11 protein-coding genes are annotated in these 14,223 nt (G+C 50.8%); 8 read left to right on the forward strand and 3 right to left on the reverse strand.

Annotated elements, in window-relative coordinates:
* The first annotated feature begins 87 nt into the window (after positions 1-87).
* From Q0499_RS04550 to Q0499_RS04570, 5 genes are all read left to right on the forward strand, one after another.
* Complete coding sequence (locus tag Q0499_RS04550) at positions 88-1,233, forward strand: 4-phosphoerythronate dehydrogenase (protein ID WP_299196808.1); 1,146 nt, start codon at positions 88-90, stop codon at positions 1,231-1,233.
* A gap of 69 nt (positions 1,234-1,302) precedes the next feature.
* A complete protein-coding gene (locus Q0499_RS04555) occupies positions 1,303-2,025 on the forward strand; it encodes a flagellar brake protein (RefSeq protein WP_299196809.1) in 723 nt (240 codons plus the stop codon).
* Positions 2,026-3,138, forward strand: coding sequence for an ATP-NAD kinase family protein (locus Q0499_RS04560; protein ID WP_299196812.1), 1,113 nt, complete (start codon positions 2,026-2,028; stop codon positions 3,136-3,138).
* Positions 3,139-3,235: 97 nt separating this feature from the next.
* Positions 3,236-3,484 (forward strand): hypothetical protein, encoded by a 249-nt coding sequence (locus Q0499_RS04565; RefSeq protein WP_299196820.1) that lies wholly within the window; start codon positions 3,236-3,238, stop codon positions 3,482-3,484.
* A gap of 469 nt (positions 3,485-3,953) precedes the next feature.
* Entirely contained in the window at positions 3,954-6,689 is a 2,736-nt protein-coding gene (locus Q0499_RS04570; RefSeq protein WP_299196825.1) for a bifunctional acetate--CoA ligase family protein/GNAT family N-acetyltransferase, read from the forward strand.
* Between the two features lie 67 nt (positions 6,690-6,756).
* On the opposite strand, the gene Q0499_RS04575 is transcribed toward Q0499_RS04570, so the two are convergent.
* A complete protein-coding gene (locus Q0499_RS04575; RefSeq protein WP_299196995.1) occupies positions 6,757-7,065 on the reverse strand; it encodes a metalloregulator ArsR/SmtB family transcription factor in 309 nt (102 codons plus the stop codon).
* Positions 7,066-7,277: 212 nt separating this feature from the next.
* On the opposite strand from Q0499_RS04575, the gene Q0499_RS04580 reads away from it, so the two are divergent.
* The 3 genes from Q0499_RS04580 to Q0499_RS04590 are packed head-to-tail and all read left to right on the forward strand — an operon-like array spanning position 7,278 to position 12,008.
* Positions 7,278-9,836 carry an MMPL family transporter gene (locus Q0499_RS04580; RefSeq protein WP_299196827.1) on the forward strand — a complete coding sequence of 853 codons (2,559 nt, stop codon included), beginning with the start codon at positions 7,278-7,280 and terminating at the stop codon, positions 9,834-9,836.
* Positions 9,829-10,635 carry an outer membrane lipoprotein-sorting protein gene (locus Q0499_RS04585; RefSeq protein ID WP_299196829.1) on the forward strand — a complete coding sequence of 269 codons (807 nt, stop codon included), beginning with the start codon at positions 9,829-9,831 and terminating at the stop codon, positions 10,633-10,635. Before Q0499_RS04580 ends, Q0499_RS04585 begins: the two co-directional genes overlap by 8 nt.
* A 5-nt stretch (positions 10,636-10,640) precedes the next feature.
* On the forward strand, positions 10,641-12,008 hold the full coding sequence (locus Q0499_RS04590) for a DUF1302 family protein (protein ID WP_299196831.1): 1,368 nt from the start codon (positions 10,641-10,643) through the stop codon (positions 12,006-12,008).
* A gap of 75 nt (positions 12,009-12,083) precedes the next feature.
* On the opposite strand, the gene Q0499_RS04595 is transcribed toward Q0499_RS04590, so the two are convergent.
* Entirely contained in the window at positions 12,084-12,641 is a 558-nt protein-coding gene (locus Q0499_RS04595) for a DUF5610 domain-containing protein (protein WP_299196833.1), read from the reverse strand.
* A gap of 131 nt (positions 12,642-12,772) precedes the next feature.
* Positions 12,773-13,999, reverse strand: a complete 1,227-nt coding sequence (locus Q0499_RS04600; RefSeq protein WP_299196834.1) for a GGDEF domain-containing protein — start codon at positions 13,997-13,999, stop codon at positions 12,773-12,775.
* Positions 14,000-14,223 lie beyond the last annotated feature (224 nt).

Below are 14,223 nucleotides of genomic sequence, written 5' to 3' on the forward strand. Positions count from 1 at the left end.
CGGAAATGATGTCAAAGCGTAAGGCGCGCCATTATAATCGGCGTTTCGCCCCTTAACCAGCTGATTTTATAACCTTTGGAGTGATCATTGAAATCTACCGGACTGAACATCGTTGCTGATGAAAATATTCCTGCACTGGAGCGCTTATTTGGCCATCTGGGGCAGATTCATAAGCTGCCCGGCAGAACTATCCAGAACAGTGATCTGCAACAGGCGGACCTGCTGTTAGTGCGTTCGGTGACCCGGGTAGATCAGCCGCTGCTAGACAATACCCCGGTCAGATTTGTCGGCACCGCGACCATCGGAATGGACCATATTGATACTGACTGGCTTAAGGCGAATGGCATTGGTTTTTCCAGCGCGCCGGGCTGTAATGCGGATGCGGTGGCTGAGTACGTTATCAGCAATCTCCTGCTGGTTGCTGCGGAACAGAACTTCAGTCTGACGGATAAAGTGGTCGGTATCGTCGGTGTGGGCAATGTTGGCCGACGTTTGCAACAGCGGCTGGCGGATCTGGGGGTTAAGTTATTGTTGAATGATCCTCTTCGTGCGGATGCTGGCGAAGCGGGGTTTATCGGTCTTTCAGCGCTGTTAGAACAGGCCGATATTATCTGTCTGCATACGCCACTGACCCACAGTGGGGCTCATCCAAGTTATCATCTGCTGCATGAGCAGAATCTTCATATGATTAAGCCCGGGGCGATATTACTGAACGCGGGTCGGGGGCCGGTCATCGATAATAAAGCGCTGCTTCACTGGCATCAGCAACGCGCAGATGTAACACTGGTGCTGGATGTATGGGAGGATGAGCCGGTGGTCGACAGTCATCTGGCGCAGCGGGCTCGCATCGGCACACCGCATATTGCCGGTTACACCCTGGATGGTAAGATTCGCGGCACCTGGATGCTGTATCGGGCGTTTTGCCTGCAACAGGGAATAACCCCTGAGATCGAACTGTCTGATTGTCTTGCGAATGCAGGGCCTGCGCCTGAGATTTTGCTGGAGGGTTCGGAGACGCTCACCGACATCGTTCACGCCATCTACCAGCCGGAGGCCGATTTTCAGCGCTTTATGGACTCGCTGGTGGACGCTGACGCGCAACCGCTGGCGTTTGATCTGTTAAGGAAAAACTACCCTGTGAGGCGTGAGTTTGTCGCGGCAAAACTGTCTGGAGCAACCCCTTCAGCTGAACTGTCTCAGCAGTTACAAGCGGTTGGCTTTTGTCTGAAGTGATCTTCTGTTAGCTTAGCAACCCTGCTGATCTGTATATATTTTTATAAACCGGAACACGAAAAAGACCTGATGTCGCTAAAACTGGAATCAATGCATACGGATAAAACGCTGGCAGATCTGCGCCTGCAGATTGGGGAGTCGGTCCGGGTTGAGATCAGGACTCCCCGGACGAAGTTCACCTCTAAGTTGCTGGGGTATGCTGAAAATGGCGGCATTATGATCTCCGCACCATCGTTGAAAAGTGGTGCTTCAACACTGACGAATGAAGGTAACCTGGCCAGTCTTCGTCTGATCAGCGGCAATCGAATCTGCAATTTTACCAGCAAAATACTTAAACAGTACGAGCAACCGTTCAGTTACTGGCTGCTGGAATATCCCAATACGATTGAGCTGAAGCGGATCAGGGGGCATAGCCGGATTCCGGTGAACCTCAGTTGTTCTCTCGATGACTATGATGAGATGGCCCAGCGGGAAGGACTGCCTGCTGGTGCGCTCTGTATTGATATCAGTACCGATGGTGTCTGTCTGCAGTTGCCCTATACGCTGGGCAGCGTCGGCGAGCGTTTTTATCTGACAACCCGTTTACAGATAGGCGATATCGATCAGGTTTTACTGGTGCCGGTGGAGTTGAGAAATATTCACAGCAGCCCGGCGGAGGCGAACGGTTTGTTTAACCATGGTTTTAAGTTCCTGGATCTTGATGAAGATACCCGGTTGATTATTACTGCCTTCGTGTATCAGCAGTTTTTGGTAGAAACCGGCAATCTGGATCAGACCGGGCAGGAGTTATAGATGTTTCGTCTTGGGTTGATTGTTAATCCGCTGGCCGGTGTTGGCGGCAGTGTTGGGCTTAAAGGCAGCGATGGTGAAGCGACCGCTATTAAAGCACTGGCAATGGGGGCTGAGCCCAAAGCCAACCTGCGCACCCAGCAGGCATTGGAACCTCTTGCAGGTCTGGATATTGAACTGCTTACCTATCCGGGAGAGATGGGCGAGGAGAGCGCCCGTATTGCAGGTTTTGAGCCTCGTGTGATCGGCGCTATTACTCCGGGCCACACCTCAGCCGAAGATACTGAACGTGCTGCCCGGGAGATGGCTGAACAGGGTGTTGATCTGATTCTGTTTGCCGGTGGCGATGGCACGGCCCGTAATATCTGTCATGCGATTGGTGATTCCACCCCGGTGCTGGGCATTCCCGCAGGCGTCAAAATTCATTCCGGGGTTTATGCGGTCACTCCCAAAGCCGCTGGCGAAGTGGTGGCGATGCTGGTGCGGGGTGAGCTGGTGACCCTGGCAGATCAGGAGGTGCGGGATATCGACGAAGATGCGTTCCGTGCGGGACGGGTTCGGGCTAAATACTATGGTGAGTTGCTGGTGCCGGAGGAGGGGCGCTTTCTTCAGCACGTCAAAAATGGCGGACGGGAGGTCGAAGAGCTGGTGCTGGACGATATCGCCGCTGATTTTGCTGAAAACATGCAGGATAACGTGCGCTATATCATGGGCTCAGGCTCAACCGTGCAGGCTTTGATGGATCATCTGGGGCTTGAGAACACCCTGCTGGGGGTTGACCTGATTGAGAACGGTGAACTGATCGGCAGCGATCTGACCGCGCAGCAGCTATTAGACATGACCGAGGGTTATGCAACCCGGCTGGTGATTACCGTGATTGGCGGTCAGGGACACATTATCGGTCGTGGCAATCAGCAACTGAGTCCTCAACTATTAAGACGCTTGGGCCGCGAAAATATCATTGTGGTGGCGACCAAGAGCAAAATAAAGGAGTTGGAAGGTCGCCCGTTGATCGTTGATAGCGGTGATGCAGAGCTCAATCATCAGCTTTCTGGATTGATCCGTATTGTGACCGGGTATCGTGATGCCATTCTTTATCGGGTCGCCGATTACTGATTCAAACGGCCCTGGTGTTATCCAATGTCAGGTGTCGGACAGGCAATATCCTGATTCTTTGTTAAGCTGTATGAACAGCTTTCGAGGGAGAATCACTATGGGATTTGAATTAATACGCTTCTATCTGTTGTTATTGTTGCCCGAATGGATGCATGTCACTCATCCTGATAGTAATCACTTCTTCCGACGTAAGTTTACCGCTGCCTATAAGGCCCGACTGCGCTGGGTCTACCGTATCTGGCTGGGCTCCTGCTTGCTGATGCTGGCGATCCCCGCACCACCCGTGATTATTGGTCTGGGGTTGTTTACCACGTTTATATCTTTCTCGCTGCTGGATGAAACCTGAATCCTGAATCTTTGCATCGCGACGTTTCGACATCAAACATACTGCTATTTATAGCTGACAACATAGACGTTTTTGAGTAAACGTAGTGTCTCACCATCTGTTTTCTGGACAGGATACTCTTAGTGCAGATCAACAAAGATCAGGCTGTTGCATGATCTGTGCAGAAATGTTCATCCACATATCGAAAGGATCTGCGCACCGACTCCCCGCTTCTATCTGAAGGCTGGTCCGGTTGGAAATCTCGGCGAGACTCGCCAGAGTTGCTAAACTGAACGGGACGCTTTCTTACCTGTTGATAGATAAACCGGTAAGCCATGACGGTTTTACCCACTTTGGCAGGGGTTTATGACGTTAATCATTATTATTCGATGAATAATGTTTGTGCTGCACCTGCGTAATATGGAAGATATAGACTCAGTAGTTGGATCAGATGTACTGATCAGTTCTGAAGGTCTGTGGAGTAAGTCTCTTGAGTACAAAATATCTCAAACGTTTTTTTAAGCCTAAATCGATTGCGGTGTTCGGAGCCTCTGAAAAAGAGAACAGCATGGGTGGCATCGTGCTGCAAAACCTGTTGGATAGTGGCTATCAGGGACCGCTGATGGCGGTTAATAAGCGCGGTTATGACACTGTTTTCGGGGTTACCTGTTACAGCAGTTTAACAAAGCTGCCGGAAATGCCGGATCTGGCCATTATCTGTTCTCCCCCCGAAAGTGTTGCGGAGCTTATTCGCAAGCTGGGTGCCAATATGGTTAAAGCCGCGATGATCCTTACCGGTGGTTTGACTATCGCCAGTGAGCCGTTGGGCAAAAGCATGCGCGATGAGATTATGGAAGCCGCGAAGCCTTATGGTATCCGGATAATGGGACCGGATTGCATGGGGATGCTGGTGTCTGGCCATAATATGAATGCCAGTTATTCACACCTGAATATTCGTAAGGGTAAAGTCAGCTATGTGGGTCAGTCGGGGTTGTTAGGCACGGCGATGATCGACTGGGCCAACGGTCAAGAGATCGGTTTCTCCCACTTCCTTACACTGGGGGAGGGGGTTGATATCGACCTGCCGTCAATCATCGACTATTTCGCGCAGGACCCTTACACCCAGTCGATCCTGATTCAGCTGGATCACTTAGTGGGTTCTTCCCGCAATCTTCTCAGTTCGCTACGATCTGCCTCACGCAACAAGCTGGTGTTGGTGCTTAAATCAAATATGATCTTTGATGAGGAGAAAGAGAATCAGCCCGCGCTGGGGATCAGGGATGAAGATCTGGTCTATGATGCTGCGCTGCGCCGTGCGGGTGTGGTTCGCGTGGATACAGTCGATCAGCTCTACAATGCGCTGGAAACCCTGACCCGTATGAAACCGATGCGTGGAGAACGACTGGCATTGGTGTGTAACGGTATGGGGCCTAATGCTCTGGCAACTGATCAGCTGCGACGTAAGGGTGGAGAACTGTCAGAACTGTGTGAAGAAACGGTGACGGCGCTACGGGAGATATTGCCCGATCACTGGAATCTGAAAAACCCAATTGATATGCACTCTGATGCGACGCCCGAACGTTTTGCCCGGGTGACCCAACTATTGACCAAAGATCCTAATGTTGATGCGGTGCTGGTGCTGCATGCGCCCACCCGGCTGGCCCCGGGTCTTGCCACTGCCGAAGAAATTATCAAGGTGGCGCGCAATACACCGCGTAATATCCTCACCTGCTGGATGGGGCGGAGTACCGCGATTGAGTCCCGCAATCATTTTAATGGTGCGGGTATTACCACCTTTATTACCCCGGAAGAGGCGGTGGATGCTTTCATGCATATGGTTGAGTTTCGCCGTAATCAGGAGGTTATGAAGCAAACACCGGCGCCCTTTGTTGATCCAAACGAGCAAAACCATCAGCGGGCCAAAGCACTGATCGCCAATGCACTGGCAGAGGGGCGGGATTATCTGACCCACAATGAAGCGACAGACTTGTTAGATCAGTACGATATTCCGGTATCCCATACCCAGTATGCAGATGATGTTGATGGTGTGGTCGAGATCGCTAAAAAACTTGGCGGTGCAGTGGCCGTTAAAGTGATACATAAAGAGAACATCTACCCCTTTAACTATGACAATAAAAACCATCCCCGCTGGAAAGATATGGCGCTGGATCTGTTTTCATCTCATGATGTTAATCAGGCGGCGACGCAGCTTGCTTACCGGGTGCGGGAACGTTTTCCTGATGATGATATCCAGGGGTTCTGTGTGCAGCAGATGAAACGTGGTTTTCAATCTTTGCAGATCAATATGGGAATCACCCGGGACCCGGTTTTTGGTCCACTGTTAGTGTTTGGTAAAGGTGGCTATTCCGTCGATGTTCTGGCCGATCGGCAGGTGATGTTACCGCCGCTTAATCTCAGCCTGGCACGTCAGCTGATCAGTACTTCACATATATTTTCTGTGCTCAGTGAGAGCAGTGAGCAACTGGAGAGGGATCTGGAGCAGCTTAGCAATCTGCTGATCAAGCTGTCGCAGATGGTTGTGGAGCTGCCCAATCTTAAGGGGCTGGAGATTAATCCGATGCTGATTAACCGACGGGGCGTTTTGGCGGTTGATGTGGCAGTCTCTCTGGGTGAACCTTCGGTGTTGGCAATCTCCCCCTATCCGGAGTATCTCAGTGAACATATCTCCCTGCGTAAATCGGGCCGCAAGGCGATGGTGCGGGCGATACGGGGAGAGGATGAGCCGAACCATCTGGAGTTTTATAACAAGCTCAGCCCGGAATCGATCCGCTTGCGTTATTTCTATAGCCGTGGCATTCCGACCCACCAGGAGCTGGCGAACTGGACCCAGATCGATTATGACCGGGAGATGGCCTTTATTGTCACTGCACCCAGGCAGGGCGAGCCGGGTTGGGAAACCCTGGGGGTCGTCCGGGCGGTTACCGATGCTGATAATGTGCGCGCTGAATTTTCCGTGGTGATCCGCGATGATCTCCAGGGGGAGGGGCTTGGGGTTGTGCTGATGCAAAAAGCGATCGACTACTGTAAAGCGCGGGGGACTCTGCTGCTGATGGGATCGACCCTCACCTCTAATAAGGGAATGCAGGGTCTGGCGCAGAAACTGGGCTTTAAAAATCACTACAACATGGAGGAGGATGTTGTGGAGATGGAGATGATGCTGAATGAGCCAACCGAGGACTGGCAGCGCTACCGGCTGCAGGGCTGAGTCTGAATCAGGCCATAAAAAACCACCTGTCTCAGGTGGTTTTTTAGTTTAGAGGCCTATCTCAGGTTCAGACAGCAGGGCAGAACATCTCATGCAATGTATGAATAATGCGAGTGGCGGTATTACCGGACAGTGAATAGTAGATCGTTTGTGATTCCCGGCGTGTGCTTACCAGACCATCTTTACGCAGCACTGCCAGATGTTGCGACAGGGCTGACTGGCTCAGGTCAAGACAGTGGTTAAGTTCGGTGACTGATAACTCTTTGCCATCGAGGTAGCAGAGAATCAACAGGCGACTTTCATTACCCAGTGCTTTCATTAGTTTAGCGGCTTTAGTTGAATTCTCTTTCATCATCGCCAGTGTTTCGGGCGTCATCTGCTGAGTTGCTGTATTCAATCTTTTCTTCTCGCCAGTTTTTATTATCTTGCTGAGCCCTGAAAGTATCTTTCGTACCCTACAATACAGTAGTGATTCTACTTTAGCAGCGCTTAAATCTCAATTTACTAATGTAGTACTTTTAAATATTAGTATATTCTAATATAATAAGCGAAATAAAGATTTCCTTATACGTAAAATGGGAACCGCAGATGCTTCGATCTACACTGATTAATATCTCAATGAATCGGCCGAAATGGGTCTTTTTTGCAGTGCTGTTGCTGACTGTGTTGGCGGGCTTGCAGATCCCTTCAATCAAGGTGGATACCGATCCTGAAAACATGCTGCCTGCAGACAATGCAGCGCGGGTATTTCATGATCACGTGAAAGAGCGTTTCGGCCTCTATGACATGATAGTTGTCGGTATTGTGAATAACTCCGCCGGGGGGATCTACAATCAGCAGAGTCTGTCTGAACTGCAGCAACTGTCTGATGCTATTGTGCAGATGGATGGTGTGGTCAGTCAGGATATGATGTCGCTGGACCGCGTCGACAATATCAGTCAGGAGGGTCCCGGGACGATCCGCTTTGAGTGGATGATGAAGCAGGTGCCCAAAGATCAGGCGGGCATTGATCAGCTTAGAGCCTCTGTTGAACGTTTGCCGTTGCTCAATAACACCCTGGTGTCCGGTGATGGTCAGGCAGCCGGTATCTATGTTCCGATTACTAAAAAATCTGAAAGTTACCGTATCTCCGGCTTGATTCAGACAGAGATAGGCAAGCTAAGTGGTAACAATGAGTATTACATCTCCGGCTTGCCGGTGGCTGAAGATACTTTCGGCGTTGAGATGTTTATCCAGATGGCGATCTCAGCTCCTCTTGCAGGTCTGATGATCTTTATCCTGATGTGGGTGTTCTTCCGCAGTTTCCTGCTGATCACAGCACCAATGCTGGTGGCAATGGGAGCGGTGATTATCACCATGGGATTACTGATTGGTCAGGGTTATACCGTTCACATTATGAGTTCGATGATTCCGATCTTTCTGATGCCGATTGCGGTGGTCGACTCGGTGCATATTCTGTCAGAATTTGCTGATCGTTATCGTCCTGGTGAAGATCCGAAAAAGGCGCTGAAAGAGGTGCTGGGCCATCTGTTTACCCCCATGCTGTATACCTCGGTGACCTCTGCAGTGGGTTTCGCCTCACTGGCGTTTACACCGATTCCGCCGGTACAGATCTTCGGTCTGCATGTGGCGTTTGGTATTATGCTGGCGTTTGTGCTCACCATCACACTGGTTCCTGCTTATATTATCAGCCTGTCCCCCAAGCGGATGGCGCAGATGAAAGATCATAATATCGATGAAGACGACAACTCTTTTCTCGGCCGTTTACTGATCTCAACCGGGCGTTTCTCGATTGCTCGTGCGAAGGGTCTGCTGATGCTGTTTGTTCTGGTTATCGTTGGCAGTGCCTATGGTGTGGCACAGATTCAGATTAACGATAATCCGGTTCGCTGGTTTAAACCTGACCACCCGCTGCGTGTGGCTGATCGGGTAATGAACCACCACTTCCCCGGAACCTATAATGCATTTCTGGTGTTGGATAAAACCAGTGATCTGCGCAGCGGGCTTGAGCAAACGCTTCTGGCCCGGGCGGCCAAAGAGGGCGTTGAGCTGCAACAGAAACTGGATAGCGTTAAGGTTGAGAGTTTTATCGAATATACCAATGCGCTGATCAATCTGTTCGACCAGCTAAGCTATGACGACAGTGCCAATGAAACAATGTGGCTGGATCTGTTGGGTATGACTGAGAAGGCTCAGATAGGCAGTAAGTATTTTCTCACCCCTGAGGCGATGAAATATGTGGACGACCTGCAGAACTTTCTCGACCAGTCTGAATATGTTGGCAAAAGTAATGGTCTGCCAACGATGCTGAAAACAGTCTATCGTGAACTCCAGGGCGGCGCTGCAGAACAGTATCGTCTGCCACCTACCGCCACCGCTGCAGCACAGACAGTATTGAGCTTTCAGGGCTCACACCGTCCTAACGATCTGTGGCATATGGTGACTCCGGACTACCGTTCTACGGTTTTATGGCTGCAGCTCAGCAGCGGTGATAATCAGGATATGAGCCGGGTGCTGACACTGGTAGAGGGTTATGTGGCGGATCATCCGCTGCCGGATGGAGTTAAACTTAATTGGGCGGGTCTCACCTACATTAACGTTGTCTGGCAGGACGAGATGGTTAATGGCATGTTGAAAAGCCTGATAGGGGCATTCTTCATGGTACTGCTGATCATGGTGGTGCTGTTCCGTTCGATCAAAATCGGCCTGCTGTCAATGCTGCCGCTGACGGTGACCATTCTCTTTATCTACGGCCTGATAGGACTGGTGGGTAAGGACTATGATATGCCGATTGCCGTATTATCAGCATTGACGCTGGGGCTCTCGGTCGACTTTGCCATCCACTTTCTGGAGCGCACCCGGGCGATCTATCGTCAGTGTGGTAACTGGGAGCAGACCGTGGCTGAGGTTTACAAAGGCCCCTCCCGGGCGATCAGCCGCAACGCTGTGGTGGTGGCTATTGGCTTCACGCCATTGCTGTTTGCGCCGCTGGTTCCCTACATTACGGTGGGCTTCTTTCTGGCAACCATCATGGCCGTGTCAGCAGTGGTAACGGTGATGTTGCTGCCCGCTGTGATGGAGATGATTAAAGATAAAGATAGTTTGTTTGGCGTTAAGCCTGGCATGAAGGAGAGTACCCATGATTAAGCAACTGTTTACCACATTCGTAGCGGGTCTGACCTTAACCGTTTCAGCGCAGCTGTGTGCTGCAGATCTGACCGATGTTAATGAGATAGTGAAGCAGGCAAACCTGGCAGCCTATTATCAGGGTGCAGATGGTCGTTCAGAAGCACGGATGCTGATTCAGGACTCTCAGGGACGTGAGCAACAGCGACAGTTTACCATCCTGAGGCGAGACCATGAGGATGGCGGAGATCAGCAGTTTCTGGTTGCCTTCAGCCGCCCGGCCGATGTACGTGATACGGTTTTTCTGGTTGAAAAACATGCAAGCACCGATGATGACCGCTGGCTCTATCTGCCGGGACTGGATCTGGTTAAACGGATCTCTGCCGGTGATAAACGTACCAGCTTTGTCGGTTCAAACTATTTCTATGAGGATGTGTCCGGTCGTAATCCTGAAGAAGATAATCATACACTGACGGACACTACCGGGGAGTTTTATGTGCTCGAAAATACCCCTAAAGATCCTGATTCGGTTGAGTTTAGCCGTTATCAGGTGTGGATCGACAAAGTGAGTATGCTACCGATGAAGATCGAGTATTACGATGTTGGCGATAAACTGTATCGCCGGGTAGAGGTGCTGGAAACTGAGACGGTTCAGGATATTACGACGGTAACCAAATCCCGGGTCAGTGATCTGGTGAGTGGCGCGAGCACCACGATGGAGTTCCGTTTTATCCGTTATGATCTGGGTATGGACAGCGCGGTATTTACTGAACGATCCCTCCGTAATCCGCCACGTCAGTGGCTGAAGCGTCCAGAGTAATGGCTATGAGTGTAACGAACGTTCTGGAAAATCTAGCCCTTAAACCGGCGCTGCTGATCGCGATTCTGGCCTCGACGTCGGTTGTCGCTGCACAGCAGGACACAACTGCGGCAGCCAGCGATAGTGAGCAGGGCTGGGGGAATGATAGCTGGAGTGACGATAGCTGGGCTGAACCGAAAAGTAGCAGTAAATGGCATGGTTTCATTGAGGGTGGATTGGGCAACCGGTTGAATTACGACCCGGCTCTGAATGATCGTTTCTCCCCCGTGGATGATGCCACGCTGGCGGATCTGCGCCTGCGTCTTGAAACCACCGGTTATGTGGGTAATGACCGCTATACTCTGAAAGCGGATGTTTATGCTGATGGCGTTGATCAGGGTGTGCGGGGCGATCTGCGTGAAGCGTCTTATACCCTGACCCCTATTGACCGTACCGACCTCAAGCTGGGGCAGCAGGTGCTCACCTGGGGCACTGGGGATCTGTTGTTTCTCAATGACCTGTTTCCCAAAGACTGGCAGTCCTTTTTTTCCGGTCGTGATACTGAGTATCTGAAAGCGCCGTCCCTGGCCGCTAAGGCTAGCTACTATGGTGATTCAGCCAGTCTTGATCTGGTGTGGATGCCCGACTATACATCTGATCGCTATATTAACGGCGAGCGTTTTTCCTGGTTTTCACCCCAGGCAGGGCAGAATGTCGCTGCGCCTGCAGGACGGATTGATGCAGAGGAACCCGCAAACAGTTTCACCAACGGTGAGTTTGCTGCCCGGGTCTCTGGAAACATCGATAGTACCGAGTGGGCACTCTATGGCTATCGTGGATTTCAGAAGCAGCCCAATGCGCTGGATAGTCTGGGCGATCCCGTATTCACCCGCTTGAATGTGCTGGGCGCCAGTGTACGGGGGAACCTCGGTTCCGGTTTAGCCAATGCTGAGATTGCACTGCATATGGCTGAAGACAATGATGGCAGTGATCCTTTCAAGCCCAATAGCCAGTTTCGTTTCCTGCTGGGATATGAGCGCGAACTGCTACCTAAGCTGACACTGGGGTTGCAGTACTATCTTGAACAGACGCTGGATTATGATGCGCTGGAAGCCGCATCCGCCTCGCCTTATAACCCGGAAGAGTACCGTTATCTCTATACCACCCGGCTGAACTATCGGATGTGGCAGGATAATCTGGTCTGGTCGATGTTTGTCTTCTATTCTCCCAGTGATGACGACTACTATGCGCGGCCATCAGTTAACTATCGCTACAGTGACACTCTGAGTTTTGATCTTGGGGCGAACGTGTTTGTTGGTGACAAAGCTCATACTTTCTTTGGTCAGTTTGAAGATGCCAGCAATATCTATGGTCGGGTGAGATATGCGTTCTGATTGTATACAGTGATAAAAAAACCGGGCATTACCCGGTTTTTTTGCATTAAATATCACTGTTATGCCGTCGCTGCTTTATTCAGCAGTATCTGGAGCAGGCGTCTGGTCAGCGTTCAGGAGGGTATCCATCAGTGTGACAAGCTTTTCCTGTACCATGGTGTAAGTGGTGTCGATATTTGCGGCAATATCACCTTCCAGAACGTTCAGACCATCGAGAATGTCCCGGGCCTCCGCGAATCCCTGATCAATACCCCCGGAAATAATACCGACAAAGCTTTCAACCTGAGTCTGATAGTCCATCTCCGGGTGCTGGTTCTGATAACTACTAAAGAAGTTAGCGCTCAGCGAGACAATCCTTTCAGCGGTTGCCTCAGGAGTCACATCCAGACCCGAATCATAGGCTTTCTGAATTGCTGATGAGCCCAGGTCAGTTTCGAGTACTTTGTTTAACTCATTGACAGCGGTGCGATACAGAAGTGCCAGTGAATCATTACCTGAGGAGATACTGACATCCAGAGATGCCTGCAAAATTGCCTGGTTCTGTTCGTTTTTGGTCTGCTGTTTTGCTGATATCTCGTCAGTTGGCTTACTGCGTTCAGTCGCCGACTGATTCTGTATTGAACTGATCTCCATATCATCTCCTTTGCTTGTGTTGCCGGAACTCATTTAACGAGCTTTAAGTTTACAAGAGCTTTAAGTTTAGTAACTCCCGTGTGTCACGCAAGGTTATCGGCCGCTGGCAAAATTTCATGCGTGAAAGTTTTTCATGAGGAGATTGGCGTTCTGCGTTTACGTGGCTGAGCGATATGACAGGCCACCGAACGGTTACGTCCTTGCTGTTTTGCAAGGTAGAGCGCTTCATCCGCCTGTTTTATCACGGCCTGACTGTCTTTATGCTGCGGCGTTTTCTCGCACAGGCCAATACTGATGGTGACCTCTGTGGTGTCGTTAGAACCACCTGAACGATTACGCTGCTGGCGGCCCTGCTTCTCATTACCCGGACGGCCTTTATCGCGAATGCGCATCGGATAAGCCTCAATGGTGGTGCGTACTTTCTCAGCGATCTCGATGGCCCTGACCTCATCCATTCTTTTGAACACAATGGTGAACTCTTCGCCGCCATAACGGAATACAGTTGCGCCCCGGGCTGCCTGCTTCATCTGGTTGGCTACCATTTTCAGCACCTGATCCCCCACGTCATGGCCGTAGGTATCGTTAAACTGCTTAAAATGATCGATATCAACCATCCCCAGGGTGTAGTGACGTCCGGCACTGCGGAGTGTGTTTTCCAGGGCGCGACGCCCGGGCAGACCGGTCAGTTCATCAATGAATGCCATGCTGTATGAGTTAAACAGTACTGTAAACAGGATGAGTATTAACCCCAGTGTACAGCTGAGAACGGAAACGGAAGACATACCGAACAGCGCCATCATCGCCGCTATCGACAGGGTAATGATCACCAGGCAGGCATCAGCCAAAGTGGCTCGGAACCAGAGAATGATGAGTCCCAACAGGGTCGCTATTGCGAATGCTGATACCGACCACTGGCTAAGCAGATAGGGATCGGAAAACATCTGAATCAGCCCCATCGGCAGTTCACTGAACCAGGCCGCAAGCAGGCCATTTTCCGCTGCGATCCAGAACAGCAGATAACCTCCGGTGATCAGCGGCAGATGTCTGATCAGCCAGCGGGTGCTCAGACCCCGTTCCGGAATAAAGTTAATAAACAGCTGCAACAGAGGGAATAACAGACTGATGCAACTGAATAAAACAAAATTAGAGGGTTGGCTCAGGCTGGTTTGCAGCTGGTTCTGAATTAACAAAAACAGGCAGAGCAGATTAATGGTTGTGAGCAACAACCGGCCCTGATTAAAACTGATGCAGAGGATGACAGACAGGCCACCCAGAAGAGGGGGGAGATAGCCGAATAGCTGTTGCTGGATAAAGCTAAGATCAACAAGCTGGCTGTGAATAAGCGGAGCGAGCAGCATAAGTATGACGCCAGGTAACATCAGCTTTAATATTTTATGCAGGTTATATCGCAGCACCCGGTGTCTCCTCTTAATCAACTGCTTATCCTACCATGGTGGCAGGAATTCCAGTGATCAGAAGTGGGCAGCAGTTACCGCTTTGGGTAATTAGTTTGCTGTCTGGAGCCGATGCCAGAGGATGCTGCAGCGATGAATGCCAGCATGAGGTTGTAAAAGGTATAAAA

Source organism: uncultured Amphritea sp. (assembly GCF_937127095.1).
Classification (GTDB): domain Bacteria; phylum Pseudomonadota; class Gammaproteobacteria; order Pseudomonadales; family Balneatricaceae; genus Amphritea.

Bases quoted from the DNA above. Each gene is read 5' to 3' on its own strand.
- Q0499_RS04585 (WP_299196829.1), top strand. From the start codon at position 9,829: ATGATTAAGCAACTGTTTACCACATTCGTAGCGGGTCTGACCTTAACC.
- Q0499_RS04560 (WP_299196812.1), top strand. From the start codon at position 2,026: ATGTTTCGTCTTGGGTTGATTGTTAATCCGCTGGCCGGTGTTGGCGGC.
- Q0499_RS04600 (WP_299196834.1), bottom strand. From the start codon at position 13,999: ATGCTGCTCGCTCCGCTTATTCACAGCCAGCTTGTTGATCTTAGCTTT.
- Q0499_RS04595 (WP_299196833.1), bottom strand. From the start codon at position 12,641: ATGGAGATCAGTTCAATACAGAATCAGTCGGCGACTGAACGCAGTAAG.
- Q0499_RS04575 (WP_299196995.1), bottom strand. From the start codon at position 7,065: ATGACGCCCGAAACACTGGCGATGATGAAAGAGAATTCAACTAAAGCC.
- Q0499_RS04590 (WP_299196831.1), top strand. From the start codon at position 10,641: ATGAGTGTAACGAACGTTCTGGAAAATCTAGCCCTTAAACCGGCGCTG.
- Q0499_RS04580 (WP_299196827.1), top strand. From the start codon at position 7,278: ATGCTTCGATCTACACTGATTAATATCTCAATGAATCGGCCGAAATGG.
- Q0499_RS04565 (WP_299196820.1), top strand. From the start codon at position 3,236: ATGGGATTTGAATTAATACGCTTCTATCTGTTGTTATTGTTGCCCGAA.
- Q0499_RS04555 (WP_299196809.1), top strand. From the start codon at position 1,303: ATGTCGCTAAAACTGGAATCAATGCATACGGATAAAACGCTGGCAGAT.